Source organism: Shewanella sp. SM55 (genome assembly GCF_025654025.1).
Classification (GTDB): domain Bacteria; phylum Pseudomonadota; class Gammaproteobacteria; order Enterobacterales; family Shewanellaceae; genus Shewanella; species Shewanella oncorhynchi.
On the sequence record NZ_JAKKRS010000012.1, the window covers coordinates 66,559 to 92,100 of the forward strand.

21 protein-coding genes are annotated in these 25,542 nt (G+C 47.9%); 3 read left to right on the forward strand and 18 right to left on the reverse strand.

Annotated features, from left to right (window positions below):
- Positions 1–278: 278 nt before the first annotated feature.
- The 17 genes from L5L91_RS15175 to L5L91_RS15255 all read right to left on the reverse strand — a co-directional run bounded on the left by L5L91_RS15175 (position 279) and on the right by L5L91_RS15255 (position 20,653).
- Positions 279–605 (reverse strand): DUF3325 domain-containing protein, encoded by a 327-nt coding sequence (locus tag L5L91_RS15175; RefSeq protein WP_263162584.1) that lies wholly within the window; start codon positions 603–605, stop codon positions 279–281.
- Positions 602–2,191, reverse strand: a complete 1,590-nt coding sequence (locus L5L91_RS15180; protein ID WP_263162581.1) for a PepSY-associated TM helix domain-containing protein — start codon at positions 2,189–2,191, stop codon at positions 602–604. Before L5L91_RS15180 ends, L5L91_RS15175 begins: the two co-directional genes overlap by 4 nt.
- Positions 2,188–2,556, reverse strand: coding sequence for a hypothetical protein (locus L5L91_RS15185; protein WP_173248398.1), 369 nt, complete (start codon positions 2,554–2,556; stop codon positions 2,188–2,190). The genes L5L91_RS15180 and L5L91_RS15185 overlap by 4 nt, the downstream gene beginning before the upstream one ends.
- A complete protein-coding gene (locus L5L91_RS15190; protein ID WP_263237033.1) occupies positions 2,549–5,716 on the reverse strand; it encodes an efflux RND transporter permease subunit in 3,168 nt (1,055 codons plus the stop codon). The genes L5L91_RS15185 and L5L91_RS15190 overlap by 8 nt, the downstream gene beginning before the upstream one ends.
- 4 nt (positions 5,717–5,720) lie before the next feature.
- Positions 5,721–6,770: an efflux RND transporter periplasmic adaptor subunit gene (locus L5L91_RS15195; protein ID WP_263237035.1), complete on the reverse strand. Its 1,050-nt coding sequence runs from the start codon at positions 6,768–6,770 to the stop codon at positions 5,721–5,723.
- A gap of 27 nt (positions 6,771–6,797) precedes the next feature.
- Positions 6,798–7,439, reverse strand: a complete 642-nt coding sequence (locus L5L91_RS15200; protein ID WP_263237037.1) for a DUF4198 domain-containing protein — start codon at positions 7,437–7,439, stop codon at positions 6,798–6,800.
- Positions 7,440–7,478: 39 nt separating this feature from the next.
- Positions 7,479–9,665: a TonB-dependent siderophore receptor gene (locus L5L91_RS15205; RefSeq protein ID WP_263237038.1), complete on the reverse strand. Its 2,187-nt coding sequence runs from the start codon at positions 9,663–9,665 to the stop codon at positions 7,479–7,481.
- Between the two features lie 402 nt (positions 9,666–10,067).
- Positions 10,068–11,315 carry a glutamate-5-semialdehyde dehydrogenase gene (locus tag L5L91_RS15210; protein WP_263237040.1) on the reverse strand — a complete coding sequence of 416 codons (1,248 nt, stop codon included), beginning with the start codon at positions 11,313–11,315 and terminating at the stop codon, positions 10,068–10,070.
- Positions 11,316–11,363: 48 nt separating this feature from the next.
- Positions 11,364–12,464: a glutamate 5-kinase gene (gene proB / locus L5L91_RS15215; RefSeq protein ID WP_263237042.1), complete on the reverse strand. Its 1,101-nt coding sequence runs from the start codon at positions 12,462–12,464 to the stop codon at positions 11,364–11,366.
- A gap of 11 nt (positions 12,465–12,475) precedes the next feature.
- A complete protein-coding gene (gene putP, locus L5L91_RS15220; protein ID WP_263237043.1) occupies positions 12,476–13,972 on the reverse strand; it encodes a sodium/proline symporter PutP in 1,497 nt (498 codons plus the stop codon).
- A 3-nt stretch (positions 13,973–13,975) separates the two neighbouring features.
- Positions 13,976–14,152: a hypothetical protein gene (locus L5L91_RS15225; protein WP_263237044.1), complete on the reverse strand. Its 177-nt coding sequence runs from the start codon at positions 14,150–14,152 to the stop codon at positions 13,976–13,978.
- Positions 14,153–14,315: 163 nt separating this feature from the next.
- On the reverse strand, positions 14,316–16,382 hold the full coding sequence (locus tag L5L91_RS15230) for an FUSC family protein (protein WP_263237045.1): 2,067 nt from the start codon (positions 16,380–16,382) through the stop codon (positions 14,316–14,318).
- Between the two features lie 5 nt (positions 16,383–16,387).
- Positions 16,388–17,251 (reverse strand): HlyD family secretion protein, encoded by an 864-nt coding sequence (locus tag L5L91_RS15235; protein WP_263162565.1) that lies wholly within the window; start codon positions 17,249–17,251, stop codon positions 16,388–16,390.
- Positions 17,252–17,257: 6 nt separating this feature from the next.
- A complete protein-coding gene (locus tag L5L91_RS15240; RefSeq protein WP_263162563.1) occupies positions 17,258–17,458 on the reverse strand; it encodes a DUF1656 domain-containing protein in 201 nt (66 codons plus the stop codon).
- A 181-nt stretch (positions 17,459–17,639) separates the two neighbouring features.
- Entirely contained in the window at positions 17,640–18,995 is a 1,356-nt protein-coding gene (gene gorA / locus L5L91_RS15245) for a glutathione-disulfide reductase (protein WP_113940197.1), read from the reverse strand.
- Positions 18,996–19,142: 147 nt separating this feature from the next.
- Positions 19,143–19,709, reverse strand: a complete 567-nt coding sequence (locus L5L91_RS15250; protein WP_263162561.1) for a hypothetical protein — start codon at positions 19,707–19,709, stop codon at positions 19,143–19,145.
- A 152-nt stretch (positions 19,710–19,861) separates the two neighbouring features.
- Positions 19,862–20,653, reverse strand: coding sequence for a hypothetical protein (locus L5L91_RS15255; protein ID WP_263162558.1), 792 nt, complete (start codon positions 20,651–20,653; stop codon positions 19,862–19,864).
- Between the two features lie 269 nt (positions 20,654–20,922).
- Here L5L91_RS15255 and prlC point away from each other — a divergent pair, with 269 nt between their 5' ends.
- Positions 20,923–22,962 (forward strand): oligopeptidase A, encoded by a 2,040-nt coding sequence (gene prlC, locus L5L91_RS15260; RefSeq protein ID WP_263162556.1) that lies wholly within the window; start codon positions 20,923–20,925, stop codon positions 22,960–22,962.
- Between the two features lie 175 nt (positions 22,963–23,137).
- Positions 23,138–23,668: a thioesterase family protein gene (locus tag L5L91_RS15265; RefSeq protein ID WP_011791203.1), complete on the forward strand. Its 531-nt coding sequence runs from the start codon at positions 23,138–23,140 to the stop codon at positions 23,666–23,668.
- Between the two features lie 24 nt (positions 23,669–23,692).
- Here L5L91_RS15265 and L5L91_RS15270 read toward each other — a convergent pair whose 3' ends face one another.
- Entirely contained in the window at positions 23,693–24,340 is a 648-nt protein-coding gene (locus tag L5L91_RS15270) for a glutathione S-transferase family protein (protein ID WP_131524442.1), read from the reverse strand.
- 206 nt (positions 24,341–24,546) lie between these two features.
- On the opposite strand from L5L91_RS15270, the gene L5L91_RS15275 reads away from it, so the two are divergent.
- The gene (locus L5L91_RS15275) at positions 24,547–25,236 is read left to right on the forward strand and encodes a DNA-3-methyladenine glycosylase I (RefSeq protein ID WP_131524443.1); all 690 of its coding nucleotides are present in this window, start codon (positions 24,547–24,549) and stop codon (positions 25,234–25,236) included.
- The last annotated feature ends 306 nt before the right edge of the window (positions 25,237–25,542 follow it).

Here is a 25,542-nt window from a genome sequence, read left to right on the forward strand (position 1 = left end):
TAGAGCTATCCATTTATGAAATTTTGGTATTAATGTAACAATAGTAAGCTTCAAAAATATACAGAGATTAAGCACTCGCATGTAAGTGACCGTTGGCGGCATGGATGCCGCCGTCGAGCCCTCAGGGATGAGTTAATGGCGAGTCACTGGAATGTGGGTGCTTAATTAGCTATATCGTCACTCGATGTGTATATGGCTTTAAAAAAGAACTCATCTCACAATCCCTACTCTATGATTTTTATCAATTAGCCCCGCTCATAATCGATCTCATTCGGTATTTAATACAGCAAACCGAGCAAACACACTACGGTGCTGGCGGGTAATATGGGCTGTAGCCAACGCGGCTTGTAGCTGAGTAAAATTACTAGGATTATCGAACTCAAACACACCCAGCCGAGCAGTAATACGCTGGCGTACGCTGGGCCGTAATGACGACTGGCAAGCCAATAGCACAGGACGAGCGTTGCAGTACCAGCGGTGCGAAATCCGCGTGCCTGTGCATCGGTTAACGGGCGGTTACGCACGGCTCGGTGGTGGCTAAAATAAGATAAGGCCAACAGCCCCATGGCGATAAAACAGGTTAACAATTCGACTGTGGCTATCATGATTCAACTCCTAATTCTGCCGTCGCTTTGGTTACCCGTGTAGCCAGCACTTTTTTAGGGCTACGCAAGCGTTTGGCTGCCATGTAAAATAGCGCTGCAAGTGCGAGCATCATGAGATCAAATCCTGCGAGAACATAGGCTTGGCGCTGTAGATTGCTTATCAGCTGATACTGCGAAGTCATGGCATTGAGCAGGGGTAGCAGGCCATAAAGCAAGGCTGTGAGTAAAAAAAGTCGTTGCCATGTTTGTTTATCTCGTTTGAAGCAAGCGAGCAGTGCGACTAACGCCCAACTGATAAAGAAACAATGGATTTCCCAGTTCTCTCTATCTGCAAAGGTGACAGGTAAGAGTCGATTGGCATAAAAATAACAGGCTAGCGCAATGGGCAGGCCAGCAAAGGTGGCGAGATTTAACATGTTCACTAGCGTAAGCCCGCTATGATTCTTATCTTTTTTAAGCTGCTTTTGTGCCAGTTTATCGGCCCACATAATCGCGCCGCTGGCGATCATCACGCAGCCCGTTAATCCCGCCAGTAAATACAGTAAACGTAGGCCTTGGCCAGCAAAGCGACCACTGTGCAAGGCTATCATGGCACTTTGGGTTTGATTCGCTCCCGAAGTCACAGCCGACTGCGCCAACACAGCACCTGTCACAGTAGACAAGTGATACCAAGGCGCTTGCTGATTTAAGCTGTGCTCAGGGGCGATTTTGACTGTTACGCTGGCATTGCTGTCGTTGAGATTATCAAACTGCAAGCCTTCAAGTGGCGACTCACCCACGACACTGTGAATCGCACTGAGTAAACTCTGACTATCGAGCATAGTGGCTGGTGTGCCAGTGGCGGCGGGAGTTTGGTAAATGGGTTTCCATTGCGAATAAAAGGCTTGAGTTTCATCACCATATTGCGTGTTAAGTCCCCATGGCATATACATAAACATCAGGGTCACTAGGCCGGTATAAGTGATCATAAGATGAAAGGGCAATGCGAGAACTGAGCTGGCGACATGGGCATCTAACCAAGAGCGCGGGCCTTTTCCGGGGCGAAAACTAAAAAAATCCTTAAAAATACGTTTGTGGATCACTATCCCGCTGATGATGGCGACCAACATGAACATAGTGCAAAAGCCGACAATCCAACGCGCCGTGAGCACACTCATGTAGTACAAGTCGAAATGCAGTCGATAGAGAAAGTCGCCCCCTCGGCTTTCCCGTGCTTTAGGTAAGGCTTCACCTGTCGCAGGGTTAATAAAGCCTTGATGATAATCACCAAATCGCTGGCCTTCAGCGGCGGGATCGCTCCATGCATAGGTCAGTAATGGCATCCGTTGTGTGGGTAAGTAAATCCACCATGACTCAGCGTCAGGCGCTTGTTGTGCCAAGGACGTGAGGCCCTTAAGTATCAATTGTTGATTATCCGCATTGGCATCATATTGGCTGCCGTGGTTTTCGGGTTGCATCCACAGGTTGATTTCAGCACGGTAATAGGCCGCTGTTCCGGCGAAAAAAACCAGAAACAACACCCAGCAGGTGAGCAATCCAACCCAAGTGTGTAGCCAAGTCATTGAACGAAAAAAGGAGTCTTTCATAATCCACTCCCTTGAACACTTGTAACATCAAACGCTTTAGCGGCGAGGTAAGCTAAATACAGCAGACCGCTGAGCGCGAATAAATCCAGCCAGTATCGCCATGTTGATTTAACGCTGAACACCCAAATCACGGCGCAGGTGTACACAGTAAATGACAGCATCATGGCGGTTAACACCCGATCAACCTGAGATAACGGCAGGATTTGTGCGAGCAAAATAGTCGCTACTGCACTTAACAAATAGCCGCCAAAGGTCGCTGCGAGGCAGCGATTGCCTATGTGCAGGCTATCGTTCCAGATGGCTGACGTTTTCCAGCGCATCAGTCTTTGTGTTAACGGCGGAGTCATGTTGGTTTTTTCAGTCATGATGGTGTGCCACTTCTGCTGAATTTGTCTTGTGGGTGCGGGATAGCACAGAGATTAACAGGGCGGGTAAAAAGGTTAAGCTAAGTAGCGTTGCCACGATAAGACCTGCCAATACCACTATGCCAACGCCGCGGTAGAGTTCGCTTCCAGCACCGGGGAATAACACCAGCGGCAATAAGCCAAACAAGGTCGTCGCGGTAGACATTAGAATCGGTCGTAATCGACTGGCGACGGCAGATTTGACGGCTTCAACGACACCAAACTGACCCGATTGCAGGTTTTTACGGCTCTGTTCCACGATCAAAATCGGGTTGTTAACGACAGTGCCGAGTAGGATTAAAAACCCAAGCATAGTAATCATATCAAAGGGTTGGTGCCAACCTTGGCCGCCAAAATACGCAAATAAGCTGCCAGTATAATTAAGCGCTTGTAAGCCGACTAAACCGCCAGCAAGTCCTAGCGGGATAGTGATCAGCACAAATAACGGATAACCCCAGTGATTAAAAATCGCGACTAATAACAAGTAGATGATCAACACGGCGACCAGAAAATTGCTGGAGAGTGCCGCTTTCGTCGCTTCGAGCTGATCGGCTGCGCCCGAAATATCCAAACTGACATCTTTGCCGACAGCACCCTGTTGATAGAGGATGGGGACTAATTCTTCCCGCACCTTAGCCACAGCGGTTTCTAACGCAATGGAACGCGGCGGAATAATGTAAAGAGTCACGGTTCTGCGGCCATCGACGCGGCGTAAACTGTCGCTATCCATTTGCTCACTAATGTCGGCCAAGGCTTGCAGTGGCAGTACATTACCCTTAGGCGTGACTATCGGCGCGAGTGCCAATTGCGACAGACTCTGTTGATTGCCTGCCAGACTAAATAGAAAGATATCCACCTTGTTATCACTGAGGAAAAACTCGTCGACATAGGCGCCATCGCTCAGTGCCGAAACTGCATAGCCAAACTCGCTACCGCTAAAATCTTGTTCTACAAGACGTTGCCAGCGAGGGGAAATCTGCCACAGCGGTTGATCTAGCGACAAGGTCGATGGGTCTGAATACAGCTGTGGTTCGGCAAATACTTTTTCCGCCGCTTGATACGCCGCTTCGGCAGCGCGATAGAGACTGGCTTGATTTGGGCCAGAAATATCCAAGGCGACAGCGCGGGTGCCACCATCGTTGCTGGAAATAATGGAACCCCGCGATGAATAGGCGCGCATGCCCGGATATTGCTCAAACAAGGCGGTGAGTGAGCTCATCATGGCATCCATATCTTGGCTGCGAACGGGTTCGCTCATCACCCAAATACTGCCGACACCTACGCTGAGGGTATAGTATTTTAGCGGCGGAATTTTTTGCTCACCACGTTCAAAGGATGCCGCCTCGGCATTGACTCTCGCGGATAGCTGAGTCGTTAATTCTTCTGCAATTTTAGCCATTTCCGATAGGTTGTAACCCGGCGGTGCGACCATAGAAGTAAAGGCTTTTGGTTCTTCACCTTCGGGTAAATATTCGGCCGGAGGCATCAGCCAAGCCGCAAGCCCGATCGTCGAGACGAGTGACAGCACAATCACAAAGGTGCGGCGTCTTGCCGACAGTACAAGTTGGCTGACTAAGCTCAATATGCGTGATGCTTTGGGGGGCTCACTTTGGTTTGTCTGCGCCGAGTGCATCTTACCGAAACCAAAACGGGCAATTGCGGCGGGTACGATGAACACCGCGACCAGCATAGAAGCGATAATGGATGAAGCGATGGCAATCGCGATATCCGAGTACAGTTGCCCCGCTTCTTGTTTGATAAATAGAATGGGTACAAACACTAGCACTGTGGTGAGCGTCGAGGCTAATACTGCGGGCCAGACATCGTAGATACCACTTATGGCTGCTTCGAGACGCTCTAATCCGCGTCTGCGCGCTTGTTCAATACTTTCGAGCACCACAATGCTGTTATCGACCGTCATGCCGATGGCAAAGGCAACACCCGCCAGTGAAATGACATTAATAGTGCGATTAAACACCAGCAGCCCGACGAAGGCGGCTAAGGTACACAGCGGAATACCGATAACACCAATCAGGGTGGCTCGATTCGAGCGCAAGAAGAGGTACATGACCAAGGTTGCCAGTAAGGCACCTAGACCTAAATTGACCCACACATTTGCAACCGAATCTTGCACATAGCGCACATCATCACTGAATAACTCTAACTGCATGGCGTGCTGGGCGAGTTGATTTTGATTGATCTGCGCTATCACGGGCATCATGGCATCTTTGATGGCGATAACGTTAGAACCGACATCCCGTTTGACCGCTAAGCTGAGGGTGCGTTCTTGTTCGGCAAAGGACAGTTCTCGGATCTCGGCGTGGTCGAGTTTTATCTCGGCAACGTCTTGCAGCAGAATATTCGTATTACCTTGGCGTTTTAAAATCAGTTGCTTAAGTTGATTTAAATCCTCAAAACGGCCAATTACCCGCAGTAAATAACGTTTTTTACCACTGTCGATATCGCCCGCAGAAGTGTCCTTGTTGCGATCTCGAATGGCTTGGCGCACGTCCATAATGCTGATGCCGCGTTGGGCGAGTTTGGCGGGATCGAGCCGTATTTGAATTTGCCGTTCAGCGCCGCCTTGAATAGTGACAGAGGAAACGCCTTTGACGCGCTCCATTTGTGGGCGAATAAAGTCGTTAGCGAAATCGCGCATCATGTCTATGTCTAGATTCAGCGGGTTCCCCGCGACAGGCACGAGGCGGAAATACATGAAAGCGTTGTCTGAATATGAACTGCTGTAAAGCCTTGGTTGATCGACGTTTTCAGGGTAGGACGATACTTGGCTGAGCGCATTGCTAACACGAATAAGCGCGTCGCTTATCTCAGTGCTTTGGGGGAATTCGAGTTCTATCCATGCCGAACCCGTATCGGCCCAAGAGGTCATGCGTTGTAAGTTGGGCAGGGTGCGCAGGTAGCGTTCCTGCTCAAGCAGAATTTCTTTTTCGACGTCTTGCGGTGTCGCTCCCGGCCAACCTGTGGCCACGCTGATGGTGCGCACATCTAAGTCGGGGATCATTTGGATTGGGATACGCAGTGCTGCAGCCGTGCCCAATACGCAAAATATCAAGACGATGACCGACAGTAAGGTGCCATGTTTAATTCCAAACTTCAGCATCCCACTAATCTCCTACTGCAGAGTTGAGTACAGAGACTGGCTGTTGGTCTTGTAGGCTTTCGTTACCGCGGATCACTACGGGCGCGTCTTTAGGTAATGGGCTAAGGATTTCAATCCCGATGGCGCTCGTGTGGCCCACTTGAACGGTATGCCGTTGGGCTATGTTGTTTTGCACGGTAAAGACACTGAACTGGCCGTCCGGGTGACGGACTAGCGCATCTTGCGGCACGACAACACTGTGTTGCGCCCGCTGTAAGTGGAAGGTCGCAGTGGCCGATGTGCCGGGCATCAAAAGTCCACTCGCATCAGGAATGGTTAAGCGCACCAAGAAGCTGCGAGCATTGTGGTCGCTCACGGGGACGAGTGCATTCACATGGCCGATAAACTGCTGTTCAGGCAGCATATCTGCGGCAATATCGACTTGAGTTGCAGTGGCTATGTTTTGGAACATTTCCTGTGGGACTTGAATATCGAGCCAGAGCTGTTCTTGGGATACTAAGGTGAAGATTTCAGTGCCGACATTGACCCATTCCCCAGTTTCAGTTTGTTTGCTTGAAATCACTCCCGCAAACGGCGCGATCAGTTGGTGGCGGGCGACCACCTCTTTTTGGTGTGCTAATGCCGCCGTTAAACTCTGCAGATTAGCTTCGGCTTCGGTTAACGCCGCTTGGCGAATCGCGCGCTCAGTTTCGGGGAATAATTGCTGAGAACTGAGTGTTTGCGCTTCGGTGAGGAGTCGCTGTTTTTCTGCCAGCATGGTCTTAGCGGCCATTACATCGGCCTGACGCTGTGCTAATTGGTGTATGGCTAAGGTGTCATCGAGTGCGAGTAGAGGCTGGCCAGCGCGGACTTGCGAGCCCGCATCGACCAGCACTTTGGCGACTAGGCCATCGGTACGTGCAGATAAGCGGGCTACCCGTGCGGATTTAATGGAGCCACTGAGTGGCAAAAGTTCATTGGTACTGCCTGTTTGGGGCAAGGCGACTGTTACAGGTGCTGTGCTTGCGTGGACTGCAGAACACAGCATGTATAAACCTATCATTAAATAACGCACGTTAACTCCATCTCACTATTAAGATTATTACTGAGTGATAAAACTCGTGGTGGTGATGTGTAAAACGCTATCAACCTCGTTGCCTGCGAGTGTTTGTTTACCTTCTGTGGTGTGATTACTGACGAGTAAGTAGCGGCCCGCATCTGGGGTATCGAGGGCGAATTTACCTTGGGCATCGGTGGTGAAAGACTTGCTCCAAAAACCGGGGCGATACACTTGCACTGGATGATTCACCAGTGGCGCGCCTTTATAGCTAAGCACAAACTCGGGAACGCCTGACTTTACTGGCGTAAATTCAAAATCTTGCAGCGCTTTTGTGTGTTCTTGTCCCGTGCGGGCATAGAGTATTGCGGCCTGCAATCCGGTCTCGGTTTTCCATGGTTGCCACGCGGTATCGGCATAGAAACTGATGTCACTCTTGCTATCTTGGGTTTTGACCAGTAGATGATCGGCCTGTGCTGTGGCGGTTAACGGTGTCTTGGCATTGGCGGCGAAAATACGCGCCGCGCTTAACGATGCTAACTCTTCTGCCGAAGCCTGCTCTGAACCCGGTTCGCCAAATTGCACTTTAACCGAACCATCGTTATTACGCTCAAGCCATACTTCATGTGCTTGAGCCGAAAAAGCGATACCGCCGAGTAAAGTGAGTATTACAAGTACTTGTTTCATTTGATCATCCTTAATGTTATTTCTGGTTAGGGCTATGTTTTAGAGCGTCCAACGTAGTGACAGTGTGGCATTACGTGGCTCGCCAAAGTCGGCGTAACCCCAGAGTGAACGGTTGTAGTTCTTGTCGAAAATATTGTTAATGTTCAATTGCATAGAAATAGATGGTGTGATTTGGTAGCCAAACATTAAGTCAACGAGTGAGTAGGCGGATTGTGTTTGGCGGTAAGCCACATTCGGCGCGCCATCGACACCCCAAATAGTGCCTTGATAGAAGGTGCTGCTCTGCCAGCGCCAGCTCGCACCTGCAGTAATGCCCGGTAGAATATCTTCAAAGTTATATTTAGTGGTGAGTTTGAAGATATCTTCGGGCAGATAAGTTTGACGACGTAGGCCATCTTTATCTTCTGCATCGTTGTGTGTATAACCACCGCTGATATCCCATAAGTCGGTAAGACGTCCGGCAATTTCTAACTCATAGCCCTTGGTGGTAATCCCATCCACACTTTCGTAGATAGAGTCACCGGAAGGTAGCTGACCTTTACCTGCATATTCAGGTTCGTTGTCTTTATTGGTTTCGTAGATGGCGGCTGACATGTTTAGCGTGTCATCGAACAGCGCGACCTTGACGCCGCCTTCGACGTTTGTGCCTTCTGCAGGTTCGAGCAGTTGGCCATCTTCACCAAAATAGGTGCCAGGTTTGAAGATTTCAGTACGGCTAGCGTAGACAGCGATCTGCTCGGTCACATCGTAGACTAGGCCGTAGTAGGGGATGAAAATACCGGTTTTTTCCATGGTTGCATCTGTGCTGTTACCCACGAGATCATGCTTTTCATAGGACCAGTTACTTACGCGTCCACCGACCATTAATTTCAGTGAATCCAACAGATTGACACGGACAGTGCCGTAAACACCCGATTGGCTTTGCTCATTGGTTTGGCCATTGGTGGGTGAATTAGGAATATTAGGCTTGGGATAATGGCCTTGATCCGCCACGTTATAGCGACGTTGGCGTGCGGAGTTTGTGTTGATGTTATCGAACTCGTTGTCACCGTAGTTAAAACCGATCACAGCGCTATGTTCACGGCCGAGTAAGTCGAAGTTACCCGTTGCATACAGGTTGAAACTGTTGGTATCTGACTCGCGATCATGTTGGGCGGCATAAGTATCGCCCCAAGGGCCAACAAATTCGCCGGTTGATTTGACGATATAATCGCCAGGGTAAAAGGCCAATGCATCTATGGTGGCGTTGGCGATACGATAGGCACTGACGAGTGACCAGTCGTTATCGAATCTATGTTTAAATTCGGCCATGAGACTCTTTTGGGTCACGTCCCAATGGGTCCAGTCCTGTGAGCTAGAGTAGTTGCGGCCAAAATCGACAGCTGTGCCATCGGTATAAAATGCGGGATTAGAGTTCCAGTTATACACACCGTCGGTTTGTGATTTTTGATAGTCCGCAAACAGTGACAAGCTAGTATCGGTACTTAGACTCGTTTCAACTACGCCATAGAGCACTGTGGTATCGCGCTGATAGCGATCGATAAAAGAATCGCCTTTCTTCACCGCACTCACGAATCGACCTTTCACATTGCCCGAATCCGTTAGCCAGCCAGAAACATCGGCTTCTAATCTATAGGTATTCCATGAGCCATAACTCGCACTTGCCGTGGCGCGGGTGTCATCCGTTGGGCGTTTACGAATAAAATTAACCGTGGCAGAAGGTTCACCTAAACCGCTTAAAATCCCTGCCGCACCTTTTAATACTTCAACCCGTTCGGCAATCACAGGGTCTAAACCTTGATCAATTGAGCCGCTGTAAACATGGGATGAAGAGGTCGTGATTAAGCCGTCAATTTGGACACCGCTGTCTAGTGCATAGCCGCGCACGAATATCTGACTGTTTTCAGAGGCATCGCCCACCATAGTCACGCCAGGAGTGTGATTTAACACTGACTCCATAGTGACCAAACCTTTGTCGCTGATCATCTCTTCGGTAATCAAAGTGACGCTTTGTGGGGTTTCTTTGAGTGACATAGACAAACCCGTGGCGCTATTCATTGCTGCGCGGGTGTATGTTCCTACCACGTTCAATCTTTCTATCTGTTCTGTATCTTTTTTCTCATCTTGCTTAGGGTCAGTATTGGCTTGAACCGTCAGAGTAAGTGTGCTGAGAAGTACAGGGATCAATGGCGAGCGCCAAGACGTTAAAACAGATAGGGGAGGCATGGTATTTCAATCCTTTCAGGCGATTTCAGATTAAATGATGATTGGTGATCCTGAGTGCAAATAAAGCGTTTAGGTGCAAATGAGAATCGATCGCATGATAGGTTTGTTGAAAATAAATGCAATATGCTCAATGTGTAAATTGTTTAAGCTGGGTTGTAACTTATTGGCGAATAGCTTGTCAGCGAGCTGTGATAAGCCGTCGCAGTGGGATCTGAGGTTTTAGCGCATGCCTTACTATAACTCGGTTTCAGGGCATTGACTTGGAATTCAGGCTGTTGTGGATAGGGTCAATTTAGCCAACAAAAAGGCCACAGTCGTTACTGACTGTGGCCTTTAATCTTTACAATTGAATCGAAATCCAGCGGACTTGTTAAGCCTAAAAGTGTGATTTACACCTTAGGTTTATGCCCGCACTTGGCCTGTGCCTGAGACTAAATACTTCTCAGCGGTCAAGGATTCGAGTCCCATTGGGCCGTAGGCATGTAGCTTAGATGTCGCGATGCCGATTTCTGCTCCAAGGCCGAGTTCGCTGCCGTCGGAGAAGCGCGAAGAGGCATTGACCATTACCACAGAAGCATCGACCGCACGTTGGAAGTGTGCGGCAGTAACTTCGTTTTCGGTGCAAATCACTTCGGTGTGCTGGCTACCAAAACGGGCAATATGTTGGATAGCATGGTCAAAATGATCGACTTGGCGAATGGCAATTTCGAGATCTAAATACTCTTGGCCGAAATCGTCTTCTTCCATATACGTACAGTTTTCGAAGTAGCCACCGGATTGAGTACAAGCGTTGATTTTAACCTTATGCTCGGCCAGCGCTTTGGCTACTTTAGGCAGGAATTGCGAGGCAATTTCTTGGTGTACTAATAGGGCTTCGAGGGCATTACATACGCCAGTGCGCTGGGTTTTACCGTTGAGCAGTAAGTCCATAGCAATATCCAGATCGGCATCTTTATCGACGTATAAATGACACACGCCTTTAAAATGCTGGATCACTGGTATTTTACTGTTGTCAGTCACAAAGTTAATCAAGCCTTCGCCGCCGCGGGGAATGATCACATCGATATAATCTCGTTGCTGCAGCAGTTCTAGCATGAGGGCGCGATCTGGGTCGGGCACCACTGTGATTAACGCCTCGGGCAAGCCGTATTGTTTCAATACGCTTTGCAAAATAGTGGCGATAATTTTACTGCTGTGCAGCGCCTCTTTACCACCGCGCAGGATCACGGCATTGCCGGATTTAAAGCACAGGGCACCCGCATCGGCGGTGACATTGGGACGCGCTTCATAAATCATACAAACCACGCCTAAGGGAACGCGCATCTTACTGATGGATAAGCCGTTAGGTCGCTGACCAATATAGCGTTCGTTGCCAATCGGATCGGGCAAGGCGGCGATGGTTTCAATGCCTACCGCCATAGCTTCGATACGTTCTGGCGTTAGCGTTAATCGGTCGAGCATGGCTGGGCCGACGTTATCGGCGGTCGCTCTGTGTAAGTCGATTAAATTTGCGCTTTGGATTTCATAGGACTTTTCGCGTAATGAGCGTGCCATATCGAGGAGTACAGTATTTTTAAGCTGTTCGTCAACTTGGGCGAGGATCAGAGCCGCTTTGGCAGCTTCTTGAGATAAGTTTTTGATTAAAGTCATATTTACTCCGCTTAGATGTTTACTCGCTTAGTTTTATTCGGCTGATGCTTATTCGAGAATGGCGATGTTTTTCTCGGAAATAATCGGTCCAGTCTTTTGCTGAAATTCACTGGCAAACTCGCGATCGTCTTGGTCTGTGATAAAGCTAAGTAAACAACTGCTGTAATTGGATTTGGCCTTTGCCAATTTAGTGCCATCGTCTTTGCGTACTAAAATGGTGTCACCGACAGAAAAGTCCCCATTGATGGCAACGACATCGTCACTGGTCAATTGCTCGCTATGGATATCAAGGGCGATATTAAAGTCATTTTCAACAATGACTTCGCCTTGAGCCTGCGAGGTATGTGTCATCCAGTGCAAGTGATCCTGCATTGGCTTCTCATTGGGGGTAAATAAGGTTCCTGGGTTTTGGCCCTTCAACAATTGGTTGAATGAGTCGGCATCAAAACCATTGATAATAAAGGTTTCGATCCCGTGGGAAATCGCCTTCTTGGCAGCTTGTATCTTAGTCCGCATTCCCCCTGTACCGACGGCACTGCTGGCGCCGCCCGCCATGGCGTAGATCTCGGCATTAATCTCGGTCACCTGCTTGATAAGCTGTGCATCGGGATATTCATGGGGGTTTTGCGTGTAAAGCCCATTCACATCCGAACAGATAATCAGCGTATCGGCATCGGCCGCCGCGGCGACCATGGCCGAGAGATTATCGTTATCGCCAACTTTGAGCTTGTCGGCGGTGACGGCATCGTTCTCGTTGATGATAGGCAATAGCCCATGTTCGAGTAGGCTGAAAATCGTGTCTTTAATACTGATGTAACGATCTCGATTGCGTAAATCACCGTGGGTTAACAGTAGCTGTGCGGTTGGGAAATCAAATAACTTGTTCCATGTGGCCATCATATCGGCCTGACCCGCTGCAGCCATGGCTTTTTTCACTGTGACGCTCGGTTTATCAACCTCGCCAAAGTGATGCCATCCTGCAGCGACTGAGCCCGAAGAGACCAAGACAACTTGGATCCCTTGGGCACGACAATAAGTAATAAATTGGGCAATGCCGAGTAAGTAGTGGCTGCTGCAACCTTGTTTGTGTGGAGCAATCAGGGCACTACCTACCTTAACGACAATGCGTTTCCAGGGTAAGTCAGTCATGCCTGCGCGCCTCATCTATCTTCGGCTAAAACACGGCCAGCCTTATGGAATAATTTAGTGGTTTTGGCACAGGGATCAGTATCGAGTAACGAGACTATCCAAATCACCACACTGCTCACGGCAAAGCCGGGGATCATCTCATACACCACTGTGGTTAAAGCTTTACCGTCAGCAAGTACTGGTGCATAAATCCAAAACAGCACTGTGGCTGCGCCTGACACTATGCCGGCAATCGCGGCTTTGTGGGTTAGGTTAGCTTTATACAAGCTAAACAAGACTAACGGACCGAAGGCTGCACCGAATCCTGCCCATGCATTACTCACCAGTGATAGCACACTGCTAGAGCGGTCAAGCGCCAGTAGACTTGCGACAATTGCCACGCCTGCTACGCCAAAACGTCCCATTTTCACCATGTCTTTTTCGCTAGATTCTTTCTTCGACATCACGCGATAGATATCTTCCGTTAGCGAGCTTGATGACACTAATAGTTGCGATGAAATGGTGCTCATGATCGCGGCCAGAATTGCGGCTAATAAGAAGCCACTAATGATCGGATGGAACAATAACTCAGAAAACACGATAAAGATGGTTTCAGGATCGGTCAGCTTCATGCCAAATTTATTGGCGTAAGCGATACCGACAAGACCTGTTGCCAGTGCACCCACAATGGTCACTGTCATCCAGCCCATACCTATGTGTCTGGCGGTTTTAATGTCAGCGACTGAACGAATTGCCATAAAGCGCACAATAATATGCGGTTGGCCAAAGTAACCGAGTCCCCAAGATAAGCTTGAGATAAGCCCTAACATAGTGACGTTTTGCATGGCATCGGTGAAGTGTGGAATCGATTGATACGCAAAGTTCAGCATAGTGTCAGCGCTGGTAAACTCTTGATATGCCACCACGGGCACTAAGATTAAAGCGACAAACATGATACAGCCTTGGACAAAGTCAGTGAGGCTCACTGCTAAGAATCCGCCCAACAAGGTATAAGAAACCACTACGCCGAGGGTGACGACTAAACCTATGTTGTAGTTCAGGCCAAATGCTGACTCAAATAACTTACCGCCAGCCACTAAACCCGCTGAGGTATACAAGGTAAAGAAGATCACAATGATCACGGCCGAGATAATACGGATACTCCCGTTAGCATTGCCGAAGCGTTTAGCAAAAAACTCCGGGATAGTAAGGGCGTTATCCGCGACTTCGGTATAGACCCTTAATTTGGGTGCAACGACCAAGTAATTAATTAGAGCACCAATCAATAGTCCAAGTGCGATGTAAATGGTTTCGAAACCAACCAAAAACATTGCGCCGGGAAGACCCATTAGCATCCAGCCACTCATGTCAGATGCACCCGCTGAGAGTGCGGTGACCTGTGGGCTCACCTTGCGGCCGCCCAAAATATAGCCGGATACATCGCTGGTGGATTTTTTATAGGCGAATAAGCCAATAGCAAGCATGGCGATAAAGTAAATCGCTAAGGAAACGTAAGCCAGGTAATTCATGGATTATTTGTCTCCTAACGCTTTGTTATTTTGAATAATACTCGGTTTCAAAATGACAAAGAGATAGGTGCTTAATATTGCGCATAAACACATAAACTGCATGGTTTCCTTGGTGTGTAATCGGGTAAAGCTTGCTACTTGCGAGATAAGATTTTCCTCTGGTGGGTTCTCCGTAGACATAATTGCTCCTTGGTTGATAATTGAATTTATATCACCAATATAGTTAGTGATCTAATTATATTAAGGCATTTTATCGGCCAAATATCAAGCTTCTATTGGATTTAAATGGTTGTGGTGGCGGTACGAGAGTGGCTTTTGGGGCGGAAAATAGTTTGAGAACTGACTATTTTTCAGAGGTGTTTTTCTGCTCGGCGATACTGTGGGCAGTGCGTTCGAAGGTTAAGGTGATGCGTTCAAACATCCCAGTAATCAGAGTGAATTGTTCGTGGGGTAACGGGCATTGCGCCAGCGCTTGTAATAAGGCTTCGCTGCTGGTGTTAAACTCTTCTGCGACTTGGCCGTGGGCGCAGGCGATAAATGCCTGACCTAAATTGTGTTGCCAGAGGTTGAGTGCATTTTCTAAGTCTGAGTGCGTATCTGAAATCCCCTGCAACATGCGTCGCATTCGAATCGACACATGGCCTAGATTAAGTGCAGTGAACACCAGATCGGTAAATACCCTCGAACTCTTGCCCGAGCCTTTTTCGTAACTGGCGATCCGCAGCAGTCGATCGCCCATGCGGGCGTTAAACCAAGGCTCAGGATCGTTATGCTGCGCGATATGCACTAGATCTTTTTGGATAGATTGCAGCAGACGATATTGCATCAGCCGCTGGCTAGGTTCGGTAATCAATTTAAACAACCAATACAGCACAGTAACGCCAACAAAAATCGCTAAGGCATTGCTGACGGTGTTTTCTATCGCAAATGAAATGGTATTACTGGGCTGTACTAACACAGCAAACGGCACGCAAATCCCGAGACCATAGGGCAAGGTCGGTCGATTCGCTAAGGCGAGTAGCCCAATAAAAAAGGGGCCTGCGAGCACTAAAATGAGGATTTCGAAATCGCCGCTACTCTCTGCCAGCAAAGGTAAAGCGTAAAACACTGTGAGGGGCACAGCGATAGTGATACCAACAAGAATACGGCGCAAAATCGTGGTTAGTATCGGCAGTGGCTGGCGCGCCATCATGATGGAAAAGACTACAGGCATCAGGATCATCATGAGTACCGCACTCGACCCTGTGCCGATCCACAGCGAAGCCCCAATGACAAATACCGCCATGCTGCGTAGACCGGTCGTAAACCCTATCAGTGGATCTCGGTGAAATTCCATTGGCGGCGCGTTGAGTTGTACCGCAGAATTGCTTGTCAGCACGTTATAACTTTTGAGCACCATGATCAGATCGGCGCTTAATTCCATCGCAACTTTGAGTAAGCGAGTCTCTAATGGGCTTCGGTCGCGGTATTGCATCAGGTTTTGCTGGAGTTGATACCTCAAGGTGCGCGCCATTTTGTAGCATTCTTGGTCATCACTGGATTGCGCCATCAAGGTAAAACTACTGCGCATATTGGCTAAGGATTTCGCGAGTGGTTCGCTAACCAGATGGGAATGATTACGTTGCAGCCGGCCAAATATTTGGATTGCCGCCAATAGCGAAAGGGTTTTATTGCAGAGAAAGTTCGGCGCATGGCTCTGCCCGCGTCCTTCGGGGCCTTCATAAATCACTGCGCTGGAGTCGTCACTCAGCGCCGATACTGATTCCATAATAGTGTCGATATGTTCATGGCGGCTCGCATGTACGCCCTGTAAATCGAGTTCTAATGCAAGATAGTTAAGCGTTTGATTAATTGTGTTTTTAGCATGCAGTTGCAGGCCATGTTTTACCTTAGTCGGCCAAAGTAGCGAACTGACCAAGACGGCACAAATTGCGCCGACGATAATTTCGCTGATCCTCGCCTGCGCCACATCGAATATTTTTGCACTATCGGCTGTGCCTGGGCTCGCCATCACAATGAGCACTATCAAGCAGGCTGTCATGCCCGCCATAGCAAAGGCATAGACAAAGTTTTGCTGGCGCACCATGGCCGACAACCCAGAATTTAACCCTATCCAGCAGGCGAGTAATCCTAAGGCGAGTTCGGGATAGGGTGTAAACCCGTTGAGTATGGCAATCCCTGCAAGTGCGCCGACTAAGGTGCCGCCAATTTGGCATAAGCCCTTTTCGATCACGAGGCCACTTTCGGGGCGAATTTGCAAAAATACCGCTGACACCAGCGCCCAATATGGCCGTTCTAAATTTAAAAACATGGCCACATATAAGGCGAGCGCCATCGAGATCACGCCTTTAATCGCGAAGATGAGGGTTCGTCGGTCGGGAAAAAATAAACTCTTAAGTAATAGCGTCATAATGACTATTTGTCAGTCTGTAGCTTGATGGAAACTGTCATGCCGACGCTCAGTTCTATGTCCTTAGGAATGCTATCTAGCTGGATATCGACCGGAATACGCTGCGACAACCTCACCCAATTAAAGGTTTGGCCAATTTGCGGTAATAACTGCCCATTAGCGGTGACATTGGTATTGGCAATCGCCTTACCTATGCTGACCACTTTGCCGTGCAAGACATGGCCACCACTCATTAGGCTGACATCGGCGTTTTGACCTATGTGAACCAAGGGGATTTTGGTTTCTTCAAAATAGCCTGTGATATAGAGAGAGTCTTGTTTGACGAGCGAAAATACTGAGTTGCCTTTGCTGACATAGTTGCCATTACGCAGGCTTAAATTGATCAGGGTGCCATTTTCGGGAGCGTGAATTTGCGTCCGCGCTAAGTCAATTTTGGCGGTATTCAATTGTGCCTGTGCGAGTTCATAACTGGTTCTTGCCAGTTCGGTATTGATAAAGGCTTCGTCGAAGGTTTCTTTGCTGACTAAGTTGGCGTTGGTCAAATCGATACGGCGTTTGTATTTATGTTTTGCCAGTTCCCATGTCAATTTTTGGCTTTCCGCTTTGGCATTTAATTCGGCAATTGTGGCCTTGTAGCGGGTATCGTCCACTGTGAACAATACATCACCTTTATTAACGACTTGATTGTCTTTTACATTCAGTTGGTTTACCCAACCGGATACATCTGGCGCTATGGTAATGATTTCGGCGCGAACTCGGCCGTCGCGGGTCCAAGGAGAATAAAGGTAGTGCGACCATATCCAATGTCCGGCGATACCTGCAATCGCGACCACAATAAGGGTGAGGCTGATACGAAAGATTTTTCCCATGAACAATCAACTCCCAAGCAAGTAAATGACCAACGCCAGATAGCAGATAAACAGCCCAACTTCGAACCAAGCTGCGCGCCACAGCTTGTGATAGAGCCCAGTTTGATAGAGTACCCCGCGAGTGATGCAGGAAAGCAGAAAAGCGAAGGGGATAAATATAATTAATGGACTAAATAACAAACCATCGAACGCGAGTTCTTTAAGCATTACGCTATTCATCCCGATAACAGTGGCGCAGCGATAACAGCGCTAAGTGTTTAAAATGCAAAGTACTCAGTCGAGATTATAGGAAAGTCGCGTGAGAGTTAATGGTTTTATGCTATCTGTGATCAATTAGGGCCAGCATAAGCTGGCCCTAAATATGATGAAATCAAAGCGAAAATCGCTTCTACCTCATGGTAACAAACTCTTCCGCGCCCGTGGGGTGGATAGCAACGACCGCATCGAAATCGGCCTTAGTCGCGCCCATTTTCATGGCGACGCCGAAACCCTGAAGGATTTCGTCCATACCAAAACCAATACCATGAATACCAACGACTTTTTCGTCCTTGCCAGCGCAGACTAACTTCATCTTACAGGCTTGGCGATGGGCCGTAACGGCGGTGTACATGGAGGTAAACGTCGACGTATACACTTTGACGTTATCGTCGCCGTATTGAGTACGGGCCTCAGGTTCGGTCAAGCCCATAGTGCCGATAGGTGGATGGCTGAACACAACGGTTGGGATCAGGTTGTAATCCATTTTGGCATCTGTCATACCGTTAAATAAACGCTCAGATAACAAACGGCCCGCTTTAACCGCAACAGGGGTGAGCTCTACGCCGCCCGCCATAATGTCGCCGACACAGTAAATCCCTTTGTGAGTTGTATTTTGCTGCTCATCAGTGATGACATAGCCTTTGCTATCTAATTGCACTTCGGTATTTTCTAGGCCGATATTGCCTGTTGCAGGTGAGCGGCCAATTGCCCAAATTAGGCAATCGACTGTAATGCTTTCACCGTTTTCTAAGTTTAATGTCAGGCTGTCATCGGCATTTTTAACCACGGCTTTTGGCACGCTATGGGTGTGTAATGTCGGGCCTTCGGTTGCCATCGCATCGACGAGAGCATCGACTAATATAGGGTCAAAGTTACGCAGCGGCGCATGTTTACGCACTAATAAGTGAGTTTCACTGCCCAGAGCGTGTAACACGCCAGCGACTTCTACGGCGATATAACCCGCGCCAACAACGGCAACACGCTTAGGTTGCTCGCGTAGGGCGAAGAAACCATCGGAGTCGATACCGTATTGCGCGCCAGGAATGTTCGGAATCGTCGGTGCGCCGCCAGTGGCGATAAGAATGTGATCGGCGGTGTAATGTTCGCCGTCCACTTCGATGGTGTTGCCATCCACAAAACGGCCGTAGCCATTTAACAGCGTCACTTTGTTGTTGGCAAAACCACGGCCATAGGCATCGTGAATACGACCAATGTAGGCTTCGCGGTTTTCGACCAAAGTGTTCCAATCGAATTTATTAACAGTGACGTCGAAACCATAATCTTTGGCGTAAAGGTTCATCGCTTCGGCAACATGGGCGCCATACCACATGACTTTTTTGGGCACACAACCTACGTTTACACAGGTGCCACCCACGTGTTTGGCTTCGATGAGTAGAACCTTAGCACCACGCATTGCCGCTCGGTTTGCTGAGGCGATACCGCCGCTGCCTGCGCCTAGGCAGATATAGTCAAAATGTTGAGCCATGAGTTTCTCCGTCTTACTTCAAGGATGAGATGCTTTACAGCAGAAGGTCATTGTAGGGGGCTTTGTGGTAACAGACCAGCCTATTGCATCACTAACGTATAAGGCATTGCTTTTAATAAAAAATATTACTAAAGCTGCACTCAGTTGTTATCGCGTGGCTGTTTCGCGGCGATATTGGCACTTAGAGTGATCGTTTTGAGCTGGGCCTTCTGCACCACATTTCAAACACTGCCACTCTTTTTGGCGGGCGCTGAGTTCGTCGGCTTGATGTTTAGCAGCGTTATCTTGCTTGTCGCCGAGTAGGGACTCTAGCTGATCCATACGTTTATCGAGCCAACGGCAATTAGGATCATTGGCGACATGTTCACGACTGGCTAGCTGTTGTTTGCGACTGAGTTTTTTACTCTTAGCGGCTTTGTTCGATTGAGTGGCTTTAGTTGATTTAGTGGTTTTGGATGGCTCTGCGGGTGTGACAGTGGGGGGCGAATACTCGAATGCACTTTGCACTTGGTTAGGCACATTAATCGGCTTACCTTCATTGTCGAGCAAAGTGCCTAGGGGCAAAGGCGCGGTTTGTGTCGGTTGCGCTAAGGACTCTAGACTCGGTTCAGGCTCAGATACCTGTTGCGCATTAGTCGAGCTTGTCACTTGGATAAAAAGCAGGGGCAAGATAATGATAGCGGTTCGGATAAGATAGAAATGATACGTTAACATTCCCTGTTCCTCGGCAAAATCGATGTGAATAGTGAGTCGCTCCGTCGACATTTTGAGTTTAGTTAGAGAGCTTTGTTTTTGCCAAATGTCGCGGGATAAATTGACAGAGGGAGGTTGCAATACGGCGCTAGAAACACAGAGCTAAAACGACGTTAAAACGTTATCGCAAAGTGGATGCCTGCATAGGTTTGATCCTGTGAACTCATATCGCCATTGGCTGAGGCTTCTTGCTCAATATCACTCTGGGCAATGCTGTGGCTAATGTGTCCGCTAATATTCATGCTTGGGGTCAGTTGATAATTCGCTTCGAGGCCAAACTGCAGGTTATTACTGCCATCGTGTTCTTCTGTGCGGTATTTAAAATCAAACCCTTGAGTGATATAGGGCGTGAGGCTGAACTGGTCTGTGATATTCCAATAACTGTGCAAACTCACTTCAACAAAGTAGCCTGCCGCCTCTGTGGAATAGACATAACTCATCGATGGTACCAACCAAGCTGTGGCGCTGTAGGCGAGTTCTGCAAATAGCTCGTTATCTTGGCAGCGGCTATTGCTATAGCCTTCAATGCGCTGATATCCCAGATTAGCCTCTAGGTTTTCGGCTAAGTTGAACCCATATTCAAGGCCGATATTCCACTCTGTATAGGCTTGGCTATCACCGCGTCCGACTAAGGCATAAGTGGTTAAGTTGCCGTGTTGAACGGCAGCATTGAGCCAATAAATACCCCCATTTTGCAAGTTATTGCGACCCTGTGAGACATATTTGCTGTCCCAACCTAAATCCAGCGTCACCGCCAAAGGTTCTGTTATCTGGCGGGGTAATATGGTGTTTGAAATACTATCGACTTGTTCTAGGCTCTCATTAGCAACTGCGTTGTGACTAAGGCAGTTGATCCCTAATGTGCAGAGGACGCTGGCGATAAGTTTCACTGAGTGTGTTGCCATATTTTTGCTGATTTTGGTCGAGGTACGTTAGTTATGCAGATAATACCTTGCCCACATACAAACATTAATGCGAATTGATTCGATTTGCGATCGAGATTGCAACAATGTGTAGGTAAATAAAACGTAAATCCTAAATGCGAACTAGTTCACTTTTTTTCAGGGGAAATAGGGTTAAGTAAGGCGTTCGAAGGGGACAATCGGTTTTCTCGCCTTGATAAATAGGCCATTAGCCCTTATTTATAACAGATACAGATTGTTGAGGAGTCAATATGAGCAACCCTTTGCTTAGCGGCGCAAAATTACCGCTTTTTTCACAGATTAAACCGGAACATATTCAAGTCGCCGTTGAGCATGCCATTGCTCAGTGCCGCACTAAGATTGATGAAGTGCTGCAGAACCAAGGTTCTTTTACGTGGGACAACTTGGTCGCGCCATTAGAACAGGTTGACGATGAGCTAAGCCAAATTTGGTCGCCCGTTTCTCATATGAATTCAGTGACTAGCACAGATGAGTGGCGTGCCGCCCATGATGCTTGTTTACCTCTTTTATCGGAATACGGTACTTACGTTGGCCAACACCAAGGTTTGTATCAAGCCTATAAAGCGCTGCGAGCATCCAATGAATTTGCACAATTGAGCCAAGCGCAGCAGATGGTGATAGAGCACAGCCTGCGCGACTTTGAACTATCGGGTATTGGCTTAGATGACGCGCAAAAAGTGCGTTATGGCGAGATTGTAAAACGTCTTTCTGAACTCACCAGTGGCTTTTCGAATCAATTACTGGATGCGACGCAAGCTTGGACTAAGTTGATCACTGATGAAGCTGAGCTTGCTGGTTTGCCTGAGTCTGCCAAAGCCGCCGCTAAAGCGATGGCGCAGTCGCGTGAGCTAGAAGGTTGGTTATTTACCTTAGATTTTCCATCTTACCTACCCGTCATGACCTACAGCGAAAACCGCAGTCTTCGGGAAGAATGCTACCGTGCGTTTGTCACTCGCGCTTCAGATCAAGGTCCCAATGCCGGAGAGTTTGATAACAGCCCGCTGATGGACGAAATTCTTGCTTTGCGCCACGAACTCGCATTGTTACTCGGTTTTGACAGTTTTGCTGACAAATCCCTGGCGACGAAAATGGCTGAAACACCGGCGCAGGTGATGGCATTTTTAAATGAGTTAGCGCTGCGCTCAAAGGATCAAGCTAAGGCAGAACTGGCTGAGCTGAGAGCGTTTGCCGAGGCCGAATATGGCGTGACTGAAATGGCCTCTTGGGACTTAAGTTTCTATGCTGAGAAGTTGCAGCAGCATAAGTATGAGATTTCACAGGAAATCCTGCGTCCGTATTTCCCCGAAGATAAAGTGCTCTCGGGGTTGTTCTACACAGTATCGCGTTTGTTCGGCCTTAAAATCCTTGAGCAAAAGGATTTTGACCGATGGCATAAAGACGTGCGTTTCTTCGATATTTTCGACGAAACTGACGAACACAGAGGTAGTTTCTACCTCGATTTATATGCCCGCACAGGTAAACGTGGTGGTGCTTGGATGGATGACTGCCGTGTGCGCCGTCAAACCGCTAATGGATTACAAAAGCCAGTGGCTTATTTGACCTGTAACTTTAATGGTCCGGTCGATGGCAAACCCGCGCTGTTTACCCATGATGAAGTGACAACCCTGTTCCACGAATTTGGCCATGGTATCCACCACATGCTGACCAAAATCGATGTTGCAGGCGTGTCGGGCATCAATGGTGTGCCTTGGGATGCGGTCGAGTTACCAAGTCAATTTATGGAAAACTGGTGCTGGCAGGAAGAAGCATTAGCCGAAATTTCTGGCCACTTCGAAACGGGCGAGCCATTACCTAAAGCCTTGTTGGATAAAATGCTGGCGGCGAAAAATTTCCAGTCTGGCATGATGATGCTGCGTCAACTCGAGTTCTCATTGTTCGATTTTAGAATGCACCACGAATACGACCCAGCTAAAGGCGCGCGCATTCAAGAAACCTTAGACGAAGTGCGTCGTCAGGTGGCCGTATTAACGCCGCCGGATTTTAACCGTTTCCAACATGGGTTTGCCCATATTTTTGCAGGCGGTTATGCCGCAGGTTATTACAGCTATAAATGGGCTGAAGTGCTCTCGGCGGATGCCTTTTCCCGTTTCGAAGAGGAAGGTATTTTCAACCCTGAAACGGGTCGTCGCTTCCTGCACAATATCCTCGAAATGGGAGGCTCTGCCGAACCTATGGACTTGTTTAAACAGTTTATGGGACGCGAGCCGAATATCGATGCCCTGTTAAGACATTCAGGCATTGCTGCATAAGCAATTGTGAGTTTTGATAAATCAGCCCCTTTTAATGGGCTGATTATCTGAGGGTATTTAGCTTAATCGAACGATAAAAAGACGCCTTAGGGCGTCTTTTTTGTGAGCGATATCCCGCTTGCCCTGTGGTATGACCTCTGTTAGCCTGTGGCTCTTATTTCAAGGGCGGCGCGTTATGAATCTGTATTTTCGTTTGTTTTGGTTGTTATTTTGGCGCACGCGCCATTGTCGTAAGATCGATTTTCTAGGGACAAGCCGTATCACTTATCGTGCTTTACCGAGCGATTGCGACATCAATTTCCATCTCACTAATTCTCGCTATCCCGCGTTTATGGATCTGGCGCGGACCTATATGTTGGCTGAGATGGGTCTGCTGAAACGTTTCTTAAAGTTGAAGTGGATGCCGATAGTTAACGCCGCCGAATTTACCTATATTCGCGATATTAAGCCGCTGAAAACTTTTGAGATTGAAACCAAAGTCGTCGGTTGGGATGAAAAATATTTCTATATTGAACAACGCTTTGTGAGCGAACGTGGCCTACATTGTATCGTGCATGTGCGCGGTGTGTTTGTGTGCAAAGGTAAGCAAGTGCCGTTAGATGTACTAGTGAAAGAGGCGGGTTATACCGATCCTGCACCTGAGTTGCCGCCCGAAGTCGTGAAGTGGAAAGCGTTTTTGCAGTTGAAGAAAGAACGCAATATGTGATTGTGTTGAGGCATGACTTACTCGCTAAGGTATGCCTCTTATTCCTGCCGTTTCCTCCATCTCAGCCAGTAACACCTCTTCTTGTACTAACATCCAAGCGCCACGCAGTTGTGCCTGTTGCCAATAGCGCACGATTTCATCTAAATCCAACAGGTTTAGATGTTGGAAGCTATAGCTTAAACAAGGGATGAGTGCACAGTCGGCTAAGGTAAAACTGTCGCCACAGACCCAATGATGTTGTGTGAGTTGCGCGTCTAAGCGTTGAAACTGTGTCAGTAGTTGCTTCTCTAATTGTTTGATTTCGAATTCATTGCTGTCTTCTATGTGCTTTAACTTTTCTAATTGAAATAATGGGTTGTTAATATCATTGTCTATGATGCGATCGAACAAACGTACCTGTAAGTTGCGTTGTGGTTCTTGTGGCAGCAGCTGGGTACTGTTTTCAAAATGCCTATCTAAGTACTCGATAATAATGCTGGATTCGGGTATCAGCTGTTCATTTTGGGCTTTAAGCAGGGGGATTCGCGCTTGCGGATAACGTTGGTGAAATTCCTTGCGGGACAAAGGGTCGCGTAGATCTATGATTCTGGGGTAGAAGTTGGCCTGCTTTTCATAAAGTGCGATGAGCACTTTCTGTGAATAGCGTGATAACGGGTGATAAAAAAGCTCCATAGGCACTCACTCCAAACCCAGTCTTTTACGGACTTTACGTTTTAACTTTAGTCGTAATTGAAGCGCTTGCTGTAAGAGTTTTCTTAAAAAATGTTGGAATAAACACAATTTTTCTTGGCAAAGCCAAGTGATCCATCAGGGGTAAAAATAGGTATTATGAGCCCATATAGGAAGTGTCGGGATTTAATCATTTTAAAGGTAATAATATGAGCCAGTTAGAGCGTTTTTCATCTATTTATGCCAGAGCCAGTGAGCGCAAAGGCGGACCTGCTGGACTCGAAGCCTTATTGTCTGGTTGCCTGTCTGATGATGAAATTCGCCAATATCGGGATGCTGAATTATTGTCGGCGATGAGCCGTCAGGTGTTTCAAAGTGGTTTTGTATGGCGGGTGGTTGTGAACAAATGGCCCGAGTATGAGAAGTCTTTCTTTGGGTTCGAACCGCATAAAGTATTAATGTTATCGCCTGAGCAAATTCAAGCGCGGGCAAGTGATGCGACCTTGATTCGCCATCTTAAAAAGACTCAAGCCATTTATGATAATGCTCTGATGATCCACGATGTTGCTCGCGAACATGGCAGCTTGGCGCAGCTGATCGCCGCTTGGCCGACGCAGGATATTATCGGGTTGTGGGCATTTTTAAAGAAACGCGGTACCCGACTGGGCGGCAATACGGGCCCCTATTTTCTGCGCGGTATTGGCAAAGATACTTTTTTGTTAACCGATGATGTACAAGGCTATTTTAAAGCACATAAGTTAGTCGATACGGGTTTTTCATCACAAACGGCGCTTAAACAAGTGCAAGCCGTATTTAATCAGTGGCAACAGGAGTCGGGTCGTTGTTTGGCTGATATCAGCCGTATTTTGGCTTGCAGCGTGGGCGATAATCGAATTTAGTCCTGTTAAGTTGTGATTGAAGATGAACAAATTAGTTTTAATAGACAAATATTGCTTTGTTAGCAATATTTTTCATTACAGAAGCATTATTTGTGGGAGTCTGAGTTTCATTTAATGGGGTATTAATCTGAATTTCGGGTTTGCTCCGTTTTGGGGTAACCACTAAAATAGCCCGCTAGCTATTATTTGTGACTGTTTAATTGTGTGGCGTTACCTCATAACGCTGGCGCTGCCTTTTAGCCGTGCACAAATAGTAGATGTAATAAACTGCACAGCAATCCGCTATCGGATGTATTCATGTTTTTA

What these genes read in the sequence shown, in the direction of transcription:
- L5L91_RS15210 (WP_263237040.1), bottom strand. Translation starts at nt 11,315, where the DNA reads ATGACTTTAATCAAAAACTTATCTCAAGAAGCTGCCAAAGCGGCTCTG.
- L5L91_RS15230 (WP_263237045.1), bottom strand. Translation starts at nt 16,382, where the DNA reads ATGACGCTATTACTTAAGAGTTTATTTTTTCCCGACCGACGAACCCTC.
- L5L91_RS15255 (WP_263162558.1), bottom strand. Translation starts at nt 20,653, where the DNA reads ATGGCAACACACTCAGTGAAACTTATCGCCAGCGTCCTCTGCACATTA.
- L5L91_RS15175 (WP_263162584.1), bottom strand. Translation starts at nt 605, where the DNA reads ATGATAGCCACAGTCGAATTGTTAACCTGTTTTATCGCCATGGGGCTG.
- L5L91_RS15265 (WP_011791203.1), top strand. Translation starts at nt 23,138, where the DNA reads ATGAATCTGTATTTTCGTTTGTTTTGGTTGTTATTTTGGCGCACGCGC.
- prlC (WP_263162556.1), top strand. Translation starts at nt 20,923, where the DNA reads ATGAGCAACCCTTTGCTTAGCGGCGCAAAATTACCGCTTTTTTCACAG.
- L5L91_RS15225 (WP_263237044.1), bottom strand. Translation starts at nt 14,152, where the DNA reads ATGTCTACGGAGAACCCACCAGAGGAAAATCTTATCTCGCAAGTAGCA.
- L5L91_RS15250 (WP_263162561.1), bottom strand. Translation starts at nt 19,709, where the DNA reads ATGTTAACGTATCATTTCTATCTTATCCGAACCGCTATCATTATCTTG.
- L5L91_RS15180 (WP_263162581.1), bottom strand. Translation starts at nt 2,191, where the DNA reads ATGAAAGACTCCTTTTTTCGTTCAATGACTTGGCTACACACTTGGGTT.
- L5L91_RS15200 (WP_263237037.1), bottom strand. Translation starts at nt 7,439, where the DNA reads ATGAAACAAGTACTTGTAATACTCACTTTACTCGGCGGTATCGCTTTT.
- L5L91_RS15185 (WP_173248398.1), bottom strand. Translation starts at nt 2,556, where the DNA reads ATGACTGAAAAAACCAACATGACTCCGCCGTTAACACAAAGACTGATG.
- L5L91_RS15275 (WP_131524443.1), top strand. Translation starts at nt 24,547, where the DNA reads ATGAGCCAGTTAGAGCGTTTTTCATCTATTTATGCCAGAGCCAGTGAG.
- L5L91_RS15240 (WP_263162563.1), bottom strand. Translation starts at nt 17,458, where the DNA reads ATGCTTAAAGAACTCGCGTTCGATGGTTTGTTATTTAGTCCATTAATT.
- L5L91_RS15235 (WP_263162565.1), bottom strand. Translation starts at nt 17,251, where the DNA reads ATGGGAAAAATCTTTCGTATCAGCCTCACCCTTATTGTGGTCGCGATT.
- gorA (WP_113940197.1), bottom strand. Translation starts at nt 18,995, where the DNA reads ATGGCTCAACATTTTGACTATATCTGCCTAGGCGCAGGCAGCGGCGGT.
- proB (WP_263237042.1), bottom strand. Translation starts at nt 12,464, where the DNA reads ATGACTGACTTACCCTGGAAACGCATTGTCGTTAAGGTAGGTAGTGCC.
- L5L91_RS15205 (WP_263237038.1), bottom strand. Translation starts at nt 9,665, where the DNA reads ATGCCTCCCCTATCTGTTTTAACGTCTTGGCGCTCGCCATTGATCCCT.
- L5L91_RS15270 (WP_131524442.1), bottom strand. Translation starts at nt 24,340, where the DNA reads ATGGAGCTTTTTTATCACCCGTTATCACGCTATTCACAGAAAGTGCTC.
- L5L91_RS15190 (WP_263237033.1), bottom strand. Translation starts at nt 5,716, where the DNA reads ATGCTGAAGTTTGGAATTAAACATGGCACCTTACTGTCGGTCATCGTC.
- putP (WP_263237043.1), bottom strand. Translation starts at nt 13,972, where the DNA reads ATGAATTACCTGGCTTACGTTTCCTTAGCGATTTACTTTATCGCCATG.